We start from the raw sequence: 13,134 nt of genomic DNA on the forward strand, positions 1-13,134 counted from the left end.
ACGGCGGCATGGACGCAACCGGTTTTCCCTCGCCCAGGGGCACCCTTGTGCGAACTCCCGGTAAGGGTTTGGGTGGGAAGGAAGCACCCGAAGAGGAGGCCCAGCATGCCCCCGGACACTCTTGGCCAGCACGGCCTGCCCGTCGACGCCGCACCCCTCGGCGAGGAAGAGGCGGAGGATCTGCTCCGCGGCATATGTTTCAAGACAGGACCGCCCCGGACGGTCGGTGTGGAGCTGGAATGGCTCATTCACGACCGTGAACATCCCCAGGCAGCCGTCTCCCACGACCGCCTGCGTGCCTCGGCGGACGCCGTGCGCGCGACCCCGCTGGACGCGGCACTGACCTTCGAGCCGGGCGGTCAGCTGGAGCTCAGCTCCCAGCCGGCGGGCTCCCTGATGGCGTGCATCGACGCCACGGCCGCCGATCTGGCCTCCGTACGCGACACCCTCGGCCGGGCCGGGCTGGCCCTGGCCGGCATCGGCGTGGATCCGTGGCATCCGCCCCGGCGTCTGCTCCAGGAGCCGCGCTACGACGCCATGGAATCCGCGCTCGACCGGTCGGGTCCCGCCGGCCGCGCGATGATGTGCACCTCCGCGTCCGTCCAGGTCTGCCTGGACGCCGGCGAGGAGGAACCGGGACCGCTCGGCTACGGGCGCCGCTGGCAGCTCGGGCACCTGCTGGGCGCGGTACTGGTGGCCGCCTTCGCCAATTCGCCTTTCCAGCAGGGCCGGCGCACCGGCTGGCGGTCGACCCGTCAGGCGCTGTGGGCCGACCTCGATCCGGCCAGGACACTCGCGCCGCAGGGCCGTCTCGCACCCCGGGACGCGTGGGCCGCGCATGTGCTCTCCACGCCCGTGATGTGCGTCCGGAACGCCGACGGCCCGTGGGACGTGCCCGACGGTCTGACGTTCCGGGAATGGATCCGCGGCGGTGGGCCGCGTCCGCCGCTGCGGGCGGATCTCGACTACCACCTCACCACGCTGTTCCCGCCGGTGCGTCCGCGCGGGCATCTGGAGCTCCGCATGATCGACGCCCAGAGCGGCGCCGACGGCTGGCTGGTGCCGCTGGCCGTCGCCACCGCCCTGTTCGACGACCCGGAGGCGGCTGAGACCGTCTACCGCACCGTGAAACCTCTGGCCGAGACCGCGGGCCTGCCGGCGGCGCCCCGCAACCCGCTCTGGACGGCTGCGGCCCGCGACGGGCTGAGCGATCCGGAGCTGGCGGCGGCAGCGGCGGTCTGCTTCACGGCCGCGCTGGAGGCGCTGCCGAGGATGGGGGCGAGCGACCACGTCCTCAGGACGGTCGCGGCCTTCCATGAGCGCTATGTGGCCCGGGGCCGATGTCCGGCCGACGATCTTCCCGACCCGGCACACGCGCCTTACGGAAAGGGTCCGGTCCGATGACTGACACTCCTGCTCCGCACACCGGCCAGGAGCTCGACGCGGAGACTCTGCGCGAGCGCGCCCTGGCCGCACTCCTCAACGCCCGCGAGCGCACCGCCCTGCTCACCGACAGCGTCGACGACCACGAACTCACCGCGCAGCACTCCCCCTTGATGTCGCCCCTGGTCTGGGACCTGGCACATATCGGGAACCAGGAGGAGCTGTGGCTGCTCCGGGCCGTGGGCGGACGCGAGGCGCTGCGCCCCGAGATCGACGGGCTGTACGACGCCTTCGAGCATTCCCGGGCCAGCCGGCCCTCGCTGCCCCTGCTGGCACCGGCGGAGGCACGGACGTACGCCGCCGACGTACGCGGCCGCGCCCTGGACATCCTCGGTGGCGCGCCGCTGCACGGCGAGGGCCGCCCGCTCGAGCGGGCGGGCTTCGCCTTCGGCATGGTCGCCCAGCACGAACAGCAGCACGACGAAACGATGCTGATTACCCATCAGCTGCGGTCGGGTCCGGCGGTGCTCAGCGCTCCGGAGCCTCCCGGGCCTGCCGGTGCCGTCACGCTGCCTGCCGAAGTCCTGGTACCGGGAGGCCCGTTCACCATGGGAACCTCGACCGAGCCCTGGGCACTGGACAACGAGCGGCCCGCGCACCGGCGTGAAGTGGCGGCGTTCCACATCGACACCGCCCCGGTCACGTGCGGCGCGTACCAGCGCTTCATCGAGGACGGCGGCTACACCGAGGAACGCTGGTGGGCACCCGCGGGCTGGGCGATGGTCCGCGAACACAGCCTGACCGCACCACTGTTCTGGCGCCGGGACGCCGGGCAGTGGCTGCGGCGACGCTTCGGGGTGACCGAGCCCGTCCAGGCGGACGAACCGGTCCTCCACGTCAGCTGGTACGAGGCGGACGCGTACGCACGCTGGGCGGGGCGTCGCCTGCCGACCGAGCCCGAGTGGGAGAAGGCGGCGCGGCACGACCCGGCCTCGGGGCGTTCACTGCGCTACCCCTGGGGCGACGAGGACCCGACACCCGAGCGGGCCAACCTGGGCCAGCGGCATCTGCGGCCCGCCGCCGCCGGTGCCTACGCCGCCGGGCGTTCACCGGCGGGCGCGGGCCAGCTGATCGGCGATGTGTGGGAGTGGACGTCGAGCGATTTCCTGCCCTATCCCGGCTTCGTCGCGTTCCCCTACCGCGAGTACTCGGAGGTCTTCTTCGGCCCCGGCCACAAGGTGCTGCGCGGCGGCTCGTTCGCCGTGGACGCGGTCGCCTGCCGCGGCACGTTCCGCAACTGGGACCTCCCCGTCCGGCGCCAGATCTTCTCCGGATTCCGTACGGCGAGGGATGCCTGATGTGCCGTCATATCGCTTACGTCGGGCTGCCCGCAGCTCTGGGTGAGGTTCTCGTCTCCCCTCCTCACGCGCTCGTGCGCCAGTCCTGGGAGCCCCGGCGTCAGCGGTACGGCACCGTCAACGCCGACGGGTTCGGGGTCGGCTGGTACGCGGACGGTGATCCCCTGCCGGGCCGCTACCGCCGCTCCGGGCCCGTGTGGGGCGACGAGACCTTCGCTGACCTGGCCCGCGTGGTGCGCAGCACGGCGCTGCTCGCCGCGGTCCGTGACGCGACGTTCGCCGGGGCGGACGGGGAGGCGGCCGCTGCTCCCTTCGCCGAGGGACGTCTGCTGTTCAGCCACAACGGTGCGGTGCGGGGCTGGCCCGGCACCCTGGCACCGCTGGCCGGCGCCCTGCCCCCCGAGCGGCTGCTCAGCCTGACGGCGCGGAGCGATTCGGCACTGATCTGGGCGCTGGTGCTGCACCGGGTCACGCAGGGCGACGAGATAGCTCGGGCGGTCACCGACACCGTTCTCGACGTCGGCGCCGCCGCCCCCGGTTCACGGCTCAATCTCCTGCTCACCGACGGCTCCACCATCGTGGCGACCACGTGGGGCGACTCCCTCTGGTTTCTCCACGAACCTGGCCGCCGCACGGTGGTGGCCTCGGAGCCGTACGACGACGACCCGTCCTGGCGCGAGGTCCCGGACCGCACGCTGCTGACCGCGACACGTACCGATGTCCTGCTGACCCCGCTCAAGGAGCCCACCGCGTGAGTCCCTTCCTGCTGACCCGCACCCTGCCTGCGGACGCGACGGACGCGGCGCTGCGCGCCGATGTGCTGAGTGGTCTGACACAGCACCCGAAGACGCTGCCGCCCAAGTGGTTCTACGACGCTCGCGGCAGTGAACTCTTCGAGGAGATCACCCGGCTCGCCGAGTACTACCCGACGCGTGCCGAGCGGGAGATCCTGGTCGCCCGTTCCGGTGAGATCGCCGCCGCGTCCGGAGCCCGGACCCTGATCGAGCTGGGATCGGGCTCCTCGGAGAAGACGCGGCACCTGCTGGACGCCCTTCCGGACCTGCACACCTACGTGCCGGTCGATGTCAGTGAGAGCGCCCTCGCGGGCGCGGCGCGGGCTCTGCTGGCCGAACGCCCGGGGCTCTCGGTGCACGCGCTCGTGGCCGATTTCACGCATGCCCTGGAACTGCCCGAGAGCCCGGGCCCGCGGCTGGTGGTGTTCCTCGGCGGAACGCTGGGAAACCTGCTTCCGGAGGAGCGCGCTGACTTCCTGCGTTCCGTGCGGGCGCGGCTCGCGCCCGGGGACGGCCTGCTGCTCGGGACCGATCTGGTCAAGGACGAGGGAACCCTCGTCGCGGCGTACGACGACGCGGCCGGGGTGACGGCTGCCTTCAACAAGAACGTGCTGGCGGTGGTGAACCGTGAGCTGGGTGCGGACTTCCCGCCCGGCGACTTCGGTCATGTGGCGCTCTGGGACCCGGACCACGAATGGATCGAGATGCGGTTGCGCGCCCGCCGGGCGTTGACGGTCAAGATCCGGGAGCTGGATCTCGTCGTGCAGTTCGAGGAGGGCGAGGATCTGCGTACGGAGATCTCCGCGAAGTTCCGTGAGGAGAGCGTGCGCGGCGAGCTTTCCGCGGCGGGGCTGCGGCTGGATCAGTGGTGGACGGACGCGGCGGGCAGGTTCGCTCTGTCGCTGGCGACGGTGGACTGAACCGTCCTCGCCAGTGCCCGCCGGTCGGGACCGGCGTCCGCCGGGACGGGTGGGAGGACCCGGATCTCGGCGGTGAGCCCGGCGGCGGTCACCACGCGCCACAGGGAGGCGACGAGCGGATCGTCCCCGACGAACGCGGCGGCTCCCGCCGCGTTCGTCCCCGTCGTCCGGTAGCTGATGCGGACCGGGCGGACGGCGGCGCCCGCGTCGATCGCGGCCTGGAAGGCCGCGGGCCGGAACCTGCCGCCGCCGTCCCTGCCGCACCAGGTGCTGGCCTGCGGGAACACCGCGACCCGTGATCCGGAGGCCAGCGCCCCGGCGAGGGCCTTCACCGCGTGCGGCAGGGACCGCAGGCGGTCCCGCTCGATGAAGAGGGTGCCGCCGAGGGCGGCGACCGGTCCCAGCAGCGGCCAGTTCCGTATCTCGCTCTTGGCGACCATCCGGGCGGGGAACACGGCCGCCACGAGCGGGATGTCCAGCCACGAGACGTGGTTGGCGACCACGAGCTCGCCCGACGCCGGACGGGCCCGCCCGGCCGGGCTCCCGGTGATCCGTATGCGTACGCCGAAGGCCCGGACCACCGCGTACGCCCACCTCCGGGTCAGCCGGTCGCGGTGCGAGGGCCGCAGGAGCAGCACCGCGGGCACGCACAGCACCCCGAGCAGCGTGAGGGCACAACCGGCGAACAGCAGAGCCGCGGCGGGCAGCGCCGCACGCGCCGCGCCCTCGTGGTGCGCGCAGTCGCGCGGGGTGCACGGGGCGACGGGCAGCCAGGCGCTCATCGCAGCGGCGCCAGCGAGAGGAAGTGGCGCAGGTAGCGCGGGTCCGTACGGTGCATCGAGAGCAGGACGTAGAGGTCCGCGACGTTGAAGTCCGGGTCGTGCGCGGGGGCTCCGCAGACCCATGCGCCGAGGCGCAGATAGCCACGCAGCAGCGGCGGCAGTCCGGCGCGGCCGCCCGCGCCGCCGCCGGGGTGACCTGTGGTGTCCCACAGGCGGTGGGGCGTGACCCAGTACTCCTCGGGCGCCATGTGGTGGGTCCGTACGGTGTCCCAGCTCCTGGCGGCGAGCGCTCCGCCGTCGGCAAGGGGTACGGAGCAGCAGCCGGCCAGCCAGGTGTGGCCGGTGCGCTCCATGTAGCGGGCGAGTCCGGCCCAGATCAGGGCGATGACGGCACCGTCCCGGTGCGCGGGGTGGACACAGGACCTGCCCACTTCGACGAGGTCGTCGCGGATCGGGCCGAGCCGCCCGAGGTCGAACTCGCTCTCCGCGTAGAGGCCGCCTGCCCGCCTGGCTCCCTCGGGCGGCAGCATCCGGTAGGTGGCGACCACCTCTCCGGTGGCCACCTCGCGCACCAGCAGATGGTCGCAGTACGCGTCGAAGGCGTCGCTGTCCAGACCGGGTTCGGCGCTGTCGAGCCTGGCGCCGAGCTCTCCGGCGAAGACCAGGTGACGCAGGCGCTGGGCGGCGCGTACGTCCTCCTCGCAGGTGGCCAGCGAGACCCGGTACTCCGGGGGGACGGCGGCAGCGGCCGGACGCGGCGCGGGGACGCCGACGGGGGTGGGAGTGGGAGAAGTGAGGGGCAGCACGGTCATGGCAGTCTCCGGGGACGGATCAGCGGGGCGGCTGCCGGGCTGTCGCGGGAGTGCGACAACCCGGCCCCCTACTTCTTCCGTCACCGGCTGGATTCGACATGACCGCTGTGGAGCGCGGGGATGTGCGACGGCTGAATCCCCGGATAGAGGGGCGTGCCCTTCGCGGGGCCGTCAGCCGGTGATCAGCTTGGACGTGATGCGATCGGACGCCTTCTTCGCCTCTTCCGCCGGATCGCCGCCCTCCAGCACCGCCGTCATGTAGGGCTTGATCGGGTTGTCCGCCTCGACAGCCGGCCAGTTGGGCGAGTTGGGGGTGGCGCGGCCCTCGGTGGCGCCTTCCGCCATCGCGGAGGTTCCTTCCTGGCCTTCCACCACGCTCGCGAGCGCCGGCTTGTTGGGCACGTAGCTCATGGCACGTGCCAGCTCCGTCTGCCACTTCGCCCCGGCGAGGGCCTTGACGACCTCGATGCCCTCGCCCCGGTGGTCGGCGCCTTCCGGCACGATCAGGTCGGATCCTCCGGTGAAGACGGCGCCCGGCTTGGCCACGCTCTTGCCCGGTATGGGGAAGTAGCCCAGCTTCCCCTTCAGCGCGGGGTTCTGCTGCTCGATGAGTGCGGCGCTGCCGGGCACGGAGATGATCTGGGCGACCTTGCCCCCGGCGAACACATCGGTCTCCGGGGGCGACTGCTCGTCGGCGTCCTTGGGTCCGCTGCCGAGCGCCTGAAGCGTCTTGTAGAAGTCCATGCCCCGCAGGGCGGCGGGCGAGTCGAGTGCACCCTGCCAGTCGCCTCCGGTGTCGTCGGCCAGCTCACCGCCCTCGTCCCAGATGAACCCGGCGAGTACGTACCAGTTCTGCCCGGCGAGGTAGATGCCCTGCCGGTCGGCGGTGTCCAGTCTCTCGCTGACGTCCACCCACTCCTCCCGGGTCCTGGGGAGTTCGGTTATCCCCGCCTCCGCGAAGAGGTCCTTGTTGTAGATCACGACGCGGTTGGCCGCGTACCACGGAATTCCGTACTGCGCGCCGTTGACCTTGCCCGGTTCCGCGAGTCCCGGCAGCCAGTCCTCGGCGCCGAGGTCGCGGATCGACTCCAGGGTGAGATCGCGCAGTTCACCGCTCTCCGCGTACTGGGCGACCTGGGTGTTGCCGACCTCGATGACGTCCGGCGCGTCGTCGCCCTCGAGCGCCTTGAGGACCTTGGGGCCGATGCCGCCCCACTCCTGGATGACGAACTCCAGTTCGACAGAGGGGTGCTCGGCCTCGTACGACTTCTTGAAGCGGTCCACGAAACCCTGGGAGGCGCTGCCCTTCATGAGCCATACCGTCACCGTGCTGCTCTCGGCATCTGAGCCTGGGATATGACCGCAGCCGCTCAGCGCGACGGAGGAAACGAGCGCGACGGCTCCGGCCAGTCTGCGGATCTTCACGGGGGTCACCTTCTGCGAAACGGCACAACGGCACGACAGGACCCGGATGGGGGGACTGCGGGCGGCGCTCGCACGGGCGTATGGCCCGGAGTTTGGTATGTACCAATCCGCAGGTCAAGCCCCTGCCTGCCACCGGCCGGCGATCGGGACACCTCGCGCGCCGACGCGGAGTGAGGCACCGTGGAACCACGAAAGGAGACATTTGATGTCTAATCACACCTACCGGGTCACCGAGATCGTAGGAACCTCCGAGGAGGGACTGGACGCGGCGATCCGGAACGGCGTCGCAAGAGCCTCCGAAACGTTGCACAATCTCGACTGGTTCGAGATGACTCAGGTCCGCGGCCATATCGAGAACGGGCGCATCGCCCACTACCAGGTGGGGCTCAAGGTCGGTTTCCGGCTCGACGAGACCCCCTGAGCGGCCCTGCGCGCGCAACAGGGCCGCGGCCGTTCCTCTCGTACGCCTCTCCCGCTCCGGGCTTCCTTCAGCGACGGCGGGCGAAGGCCCACCGGGCACCACGTGATGAACGTGAACGCGGCGCGCCCGGGGGCGTCGCGCACCGGCACGTCATGGACGAGGACGCGGGCCTCGCCTACCGGCCGGTCGTTCCAGCGCTCTCCCGCTCGGTACGGCGGGCCGGCCGGCGCACTCCCCCGGAACTCGCCCGCACCGGGCTCACGCCTTCCTTCGGCCCCAAAAGCCGTGGTGGAACGCCGTCCCCACCGTCAGGCCGGAGTCTCCCGGCGGGGCACGCCGACCGCCAGCAGGGCGATGTCGTCGTCCAGTCCTTCTCCGAACGAGTCCAGCAGCCCGGTGACGGCCTGGACGGCGCGGGGAGCCGAGACGGGTGCGAGGGCCCGCACGAAGTCGAGGAGCGCCTCGTCGCCGTAGCGTTCACCCGTGGCCAGGTCACGTGCCTCGGTGAGACCGTCGGTGTAGAGCAGCATCGTGTCACCGGGGCGCAGCTCGACGACCGCCGTGGTGAACTGCGCGTCCTGTACGACGCCGACCAGCTGGCCGCCTGGCGTGGGCAGGTAGTCCGCGGTGCCGTCGGCCCGCAGCAGCACGGCAGGGGGATGTCCGCCGCCGGCCAGGACGACATGGAATCCCCTGTCACCGCCCTCGGGTTCGAGCAGACCGAAGATCACGGTGCAGAAGCGTGGCTCGTCGTCCTGGAACTGCTGGTTGAGCGCCGTGTTGAGGTTGGCCAGGACCGTGGCCGGAACCGGATCGGAGACCGCCGCGGCCCTCAGGGTGTAGCGCGCCAACGACGTCACCACGGCCGCGTCCGCGCCCTTGCCCCGTACGTCCCCCATGAAGAACCCCCATCGGCCGGCGGCCAGAGGGAACAGGTCGTAGAAGTCCCCGCCCACCTCGTCGGAGGAGGCGAAGTGGTAGTGCGCGGTGACGTCCAGCCCCGGCACCGGCTCGAGGGCCGGCGGGATCAGCGTGCGCTGCAGCGTCGTGGCGAGGCGGCGCAGACGTTCGCGTTCGCGTTCGGCCTCCTGCCTGGCCCGCAGCAGTTCCTGCTCGTAGGCGCGCCTGTCCCGGGCGTCCAGGAGGGTGGTCCGGATGAGCAACGGCTCGCCGCTGCTGTCCCGCTTGACGACCGAGGTGACCAGGACGGGCAGCCGGCTGCCGTCCGCGGCCCTGAGCTCCAGGGCGACACCGTTGACCTCGCCCTGCATCCGCAGCAGGGGCGAGAAGTGCGTCTCGTGGTACAGCCTGCCGCCGACGGTCAGCAGGTCGGAGAACTGTTCGCGGCCGACCAGTTCCTCGCGGTCGCGACCCAGCCATCTCAGCAGGGTTCCGTTGACCTTGGCGATCCGCCCGTCCATCAGCGTGGAGAGGTAGCCGCACGGAGCGTTCTCGTAGAGGTCCTCCGCGCTGTCGTCCAGCAGCGCGGAGAACGACAGCTGTTCCTGGTCGCGGTCTCCCGCGGCCCACGACCCGTCGGCCTCCTCGCCGCCCGGGCGTGCCATCAAGGCCCCTGCACGAAGGCGATGATCGCTTCGGTCGTCTCCTCGGGGGCGCTCAACTGGGGGCAGTGGCCGGTCGCGTCCAGAGTGACCAGTTCGCTGCCCGGGATCTGCGCGTGGACGAAGTCGCCCACCTCGCGCGGGGCGATCGAGTCGCGCGCGCTCTGGGCGATGAACGTCGGGACGGTCACCTTGGCGAGATCCGCCCGATTGTCGGACAGGAAGGTCGCTCTCGCGAACACCCGGGCGATCTCGGGATCCGTGCGGCAGAAGCTGTTGGTCAGCTCATCGCCCAGCTCGGGGCGATCGGGGTTCCCCATGATCACCGGTGCCATCACCGCGGACCAGCCGAGGTAGTTGCTGTCCAGCGACTCGAGCAGTTCGTCGATGTCCTGGGCGCTGAACCCGCCCCGGTAGTCACCGTCGTCGATGTAGGACGGCGACGGGGTGAGGAGGATCAGTCTGTCGAAGAGGCCGGGCTCCTGGTTGGCGGCGAGAACACCGATCATGGAACTGACCGAATGCCCGACGAAGGTCACGGGCCCGAGTCCGAGTGCACGGCAGATCTCGATCACGTCCTCCGCGTAGCCGTCCAGGGAGGAGTACCGCTCAGGACTCCACGCGGACGCGTCCGAGCGCCCCGCACCCACGTGATCGAAGAGGACCACCCGGAAGCGTTTCTCCAGCTCGGGAGCCACGAGGCGCCACAGGTTCTGATCGCAACCGAAGCCGTGCGCGAGCATCACCACCGGGCCGTCGTCCCGGCCCGTCACCGTCACGCGGTTTCTCCGCAGAACGTCCATGAGAACATCCTGCCACTCCCCGCACCTGACGGCCTGGCCTGCGGGACGAGGGACTGAGCAGGGCGGATAGCGCTGGGTGACCGGCCGAGATGCACCTGCGCCGGAGCCCTGGTTCGCTGATGCTGTCCGCTACCCCACAGATCCAGGAGTGATCATGAGCGTTGCAGGCGAATCCGGCGGCCGTGCCCAGCAGATGCGCGCCAAGGCCCAGGAGCTGAAGGAGGCCGCCGAGCGCGCCACCGATCCGGAGCAGCGGCAGCGGCTCCAGGACAAGGCCCGCCGTCTGCGGGAGCAGAGCGAGAAGGAGAGCTCCATGACCGACCGGGGCATGGACCCGATGGTGTAGGACCGGGGCCCGCCCTGCCGGTGGTCCTCCCGCTGCGGAAGGATCACCGGCAGAGGCATGCCCACCCCGCCGATCCCTCACGGAGCCGTACCTTGTCCACCCCCCATGATCCGTACGTCCGGGTGCGCGGCGCGCGCGAGCACAATCTCCGCGATGTGGACGTCGACATCCCGCGCGACACCCTCACTGTCTTCACCGGCGTCTCGGGTTCGGGGAAGTCCTCCCTGGCATTCGGGACGATCTACGCGGAGGCCCAGCGCCGCTACTTCGAGTCCGTCGCCCCGTACGCCCGCCGGCTGATCCACCAGGTCGGCGCTCCCGACGTCGGTGAGATCACCGGTCTGCCGCCCGCCGTGTCCCTGGAGCAGCGCCGGTCGGCCCCCGGGTCACGCTCGTCGGTGGGTACGGTCACCACGCTGTCCAACTCCCTGCGCATGCTCTTTTCACGGGCCGGTGACTATCCACCGGGTGCCGAGCGGCTCGACTCCGACTCCTTCTCCCCGAACACGGCGGCCGGCGCGTGCCCCGAGTGCCACGGCCTGGGGCGGATCCACCGCACCACCGAGGAACTGCTCGTACCGGACCCCTCGTTGTCGATCCGGGAAGGGGCGGTCGCGGCCTGGCCGGGAGCCTGGCAGGGGAAGAACCTGCGCGATGTGCTGGATGCCCTCGGGTACGACATCGAGCGCCCCTGGCGGGAGTTGGCGGATACGGACCGCGAATGGATCCTGTTCACCGACGAGCAGCCGGTCGTCACGGTCCATCCGGTGCGTGACGCGGGCCGTATCCAACGCCCCTACCAGGGTACGTACATGAGCGCACGCCGCTATGTGATGCACACCTTCGCGGATTCCAGGAGCCGGACGCTGCGGGCGAAGGCGGAGCGCTTCCTGACGAGCGCGCCGTGTCCGCTGTGCGGCGGCAGCCGGCTGCGGCCGGAGGCCATGGCGGTCACGTTCGCCGGCCGGACGATCGCCGACTTCGTCGCGCTCCCCCTCACGGTCCTCACCGAGGTGCTGCTGGAGGCGGGCGGTGGGAGCGACACGGCACGGGTGCTGACCGCCGACCTGCTTGCCAGGATCGGACCGGTCACCGAGCTGGGTCTCGGCTATCTCAGCCTCGACCGTACGGCGCCGACCCTGTCCTCGGGCGAGCTGCAGCGGCTGCGGCTCGCCACACAGCTGCGGTCGGGGCTGTTCGGCGTCGTCTACGTGCTGGACGAGCCTTCGGCAGGCCTCCACCCCGCCGACACGGAATCGCTGCTCGGGGTGCTCGGCAGGCTCAAGGAGGCGGGGAACTCGGTGTTCGTGGTGGAGCACCAGATGGACGTGGTGCGGCAGGCCGACTGGCTGGTGGATGTCGGCCCGTCGGCGGGCGAGCACGGGGGCCGGGTCCTGCACAGCGGCCCTCCGGCGGGTCTCGCCGGGGTGCCGGGGTCCGCGACCCGGCGCTTCCTCTTCGACGAGGACCCGGCACCGGTGCGTGAGCCGCGCGTCCCGTCCGGGTGGATCACGCTGCGCGGGGTGGACCTGCACAACGTGCGGGGCGTCGATGCCGCTTTCCCCCTCGGTGTGCTGACCGCCGTCACCGGTGTGTCGGGCTCGGGGAAGTCGACCCTCGTCGGGCAGGTCCTGGCAGGGGTGCTCGCCGACCGGCGGCCGAAGGAGACGTCGGGGGACGCGGCGGCGACGGTGGCGTGGGGCTGTGCGTCGGCGGAGGGCCTGGACGCGGTGGACCGGCTCGTGCAGGTCGACCAGAGGCCCATCGGCCGTACGCCCCGGTCCAACCTGGCCACCTATACAGGGCTGTTCGACGTCGTGCGGAAACTGTTCGCGGACACGGAGACGGCGCGGGCCAGGAAGTACCGGGCCGGCCGCTTCTCGTTCAATGTGGCGGGCGGCCGGTGCGAGACCTGTCAGGGCGAGGGGTTCGTCTCGGTCGAGCTGCTCTTCCTGCCCAGTACGTACGCACCCTGTCCGGACTGTCACGGCGCACGCTACGACCCGCAGACCCTCGAGGTCACTCTGCGCGGGCTCACGATCGCCGGAGTACTGGACCTGACGGTGGAGGCGGCGGCCGGCTTCCTCGCCGGGACCCCCGCGGCCGAGCGCAGTCTGCGGGCGCTGCTCGACGTGGGGCTCGGCTATCTGCGCCTCGGCCAGCCGGCGACGGAACTGTCGGGTGGTGAGGCGCAGCGGATCAAGCTAGCCACGGAGCTCCAGCGGGCCCGGCGTGGGCACACCCTCTATCTGCTGGACGAACCGACGACGGGCCTGCACCCGGCCGATGTGGAAGTGCTCATGCGGCAGCTGCACGGCCTGGTGGACGCGGGGAACACGGTGGTGGTCGTGGAGCACGACATGGCGGTGGTGGCCGGTGCGGACCGGGTGATCGACCTGGGGCCCGGCGGCGGGGACCGGGGCGGCCGGATCGTCGCCACCGGCACGCCTCGGGAGGTCGCCCGCGCGGCGGGGAGCCGTACGGCCGCGTACCTGGCGAGGGCGCTGCGGACCGGCTGACTCCCCGCG

At 71.4% G+C, this 13,134-nt stretch carries 12 protein-coding genes; 7 read left to right on the plus strand and 5 right to left on the minus strand.

Going from position 1 to position 13,134, the window contains the following annotated elements; all coding sequences use genetic code 11:
• The first annotated feature begins 105 nt into the window (after positions 1 to 105).
• Genes egtA through egtD form a run of 4 tightly spaced genes read left to right on the plus strand, consistent with a single transcriptional unit; the run spans position 106 to position 4,455 of the window.
• On the plus strand, positions 106 to 1,404 hold the full coding sequence (gene egtA / locus OO67_RS22210; RefSeq protein ID WP_033302866.1) for an ergothioneine biosynthesis glutamate--cysteine ligase EgtA: 1,299 nt from the start codon (positions 106 to 108) through the stop codon (positions 1,402 to 1,404).
• The gene (egtB, locus tag OO67_RS22215; RefSeq protein WP_033302868.1) at positions 1,401 to 2,741 is read left to right on the plus strand and encodes an ergothioneine biosynthesis protein EgtB; all 1,341 of its coding nucleotides are present in this window, start codon (positions 1,401 to 1,403) and stop codon (positions 2,739 to 2,741) included. Before egtA ends, egtB begins: the two co-directional genes overlap by 4 nt.
• Complete coding sequence (egtC, locus tag OO67_RS22220) at positions 2,741 to 3,496, plus strand: ergothioneine biosynthesis protein EgtC (RefSeq protein ID WP_033302869.1); 756 nt, start codon at positions 2,741 to 2,743, stop codon at positions 3,494 to 3,496. The genes egtB and egtC overlap by 1 nt, the downstream gene beginning before the upstream one ends.
• Complete coding sequence (egtD, locus tag OO67_RS22225) at positions 3,493 to 4,455, plus strand: L-histidine N(alpha)-methyltransferase (RefSeq protein WP_033302871.1); 963 nt, start codon at positions 3,493 to 3,495, stop codon at positions 4,453 to 4,455. Before egtC ends, egtD begins: the two co-directional genes overlap by 4 nt.
• Here egtD and OO67_RS22230 read toward each other — a convergent pair.
• From OO67_RS22230 to OO67_RS22240, 3 genes are all read right to left on the minus strand, one after another.
• Entirely contained in the window at positions 4,398 to 5,237 is an 840-nt protein-coding gene (locus tag OO67_RS22230; RefSeq protein WP_033302872.1) for a lysophospholipid acyltransferase family protein, read from the minus strand. The genes egtD and OO67_RS22230 overlap by 58 nt on opposite strands.
• A complete protein-coding gene (locus OO67_RS22235) occupies positions 5,234 to 6,049 on the minus strand; it encodes a GNAT family N-acetyltransferase (protein WP_033302873.1) in 816 nt (271 codons plus the stop codon). Before OO67_RS22235 ends, OO67_RS22230 begins: the two co-directional genes overlap by 4 nt.
• A gap of 171 nt (positions 6,050 to 6,220) precedes the next feature.
• Positions 6,221 to 7,474 (minus strand): extracellular solute-binding protein, encoded by a 1,254-nt coding sequence (locus OO67_RS22240; RefSeq protein ID WP_033302874.1) that lies wholly within the window; start codon positions 7,472 to 7,474, stop codon positions 6,221 to 6,223.
• Between the two features lie 205 nt (positions 7,475 to 7,679).
• Between OO67_RS22240 and OO67_RS22245 the strand changes: the two genes are divergently transcribed.
• On the plus strand, positions 7,680 to 7,895 hold the full coding sequence (locus OO67_RS22245; protein WP_033302875.1) for a dodecin: 216 nt from the start codon (positions 7,680 to 7,682) through the stop codon (positions 7,893 to 7,895).
• A gap of 308 nt (positions 7,896 to 8,203) precedes the next feature.
• On the opposite strand, the gene OO67_RS22250 is transcribed toward OO67_RS22245, so the two are convergent.
• Together OO67_RS22250 and OO67_RS22255 are read right to left on the minus strand one after the other, a co-directional pair.
• On the minus strand, positions 8,204 to 9,460 hold the full coding sequence (locus OO67_RS22250; protein ID WP_033302877.1) for a PP2C family protein-serine/threonine phosphatase: 1,257 nt from the start codon (positions 9,458 to 9,460) through the stop codon (positions 8,204 to 8,206).
• The gene (locus tag OO67_RS22255; RefSeq protein ID WP_033302878.1) at positions 9,460 to 10,260 is read right to left on the minus strand and encodes an alpha/beta fold hydrolase; all 801 of its coding nucleotides are present in this window, start codon (positions 10,258 to 10,260) and stop codon (positions 9,460 to 9,462) included. Before OO67_RS22255 ends, OO67_RS22250 begins: the two co-directional genes overlap by 1 nt.
• Positions 10,261 to 10,414: 154 nt before the next feature.
• Between OO67_RS22255 and OO67_RS22260 the strand changes: the two genes are divergently transcribed.
• Together OO67_RS22260 and OO67_RS22265 are read left to right on the plus strand one after the other, a co-directional pair.
• The gene (locus OO67_RS22260; protein WP_033302880.1) at positions 10,415 to 10,606 is read left to right on the plus strand and encodes a DUF6381 family protein; all 192 of its coding nucleotides are present in this window, start codon (positions 10,415 to 10,417) and stop codon (positions 10,604 to 10,606) included.
• A gap of 92 nt (positions 10,607 to 10,698) precedes the next feature.
• Complete coding sequence (locus OO67_RS22265; protein WP_033303014.1) at positions 10,699 to 13,125, plus strand: excinuclease ABC subunit UvrA; 2,427 nt, start codon at positions 10,699 to 10,701, stop codon at positions 13,123 to 13,125.
• The last annotated feature ends 9 nt before the right edge of the window (positions 13,126 to 13,134 follow it).

The organism is Streptomyces atroolivaceus, assembly GCF_000717025.1.
GTDB classification, from domain to species: Bacteria; Actinomycetota; Actinomycetes; order Streptomycetales; family Streptomycetaceae; genus Streptomyces; species Streptomyces atroolivaceus.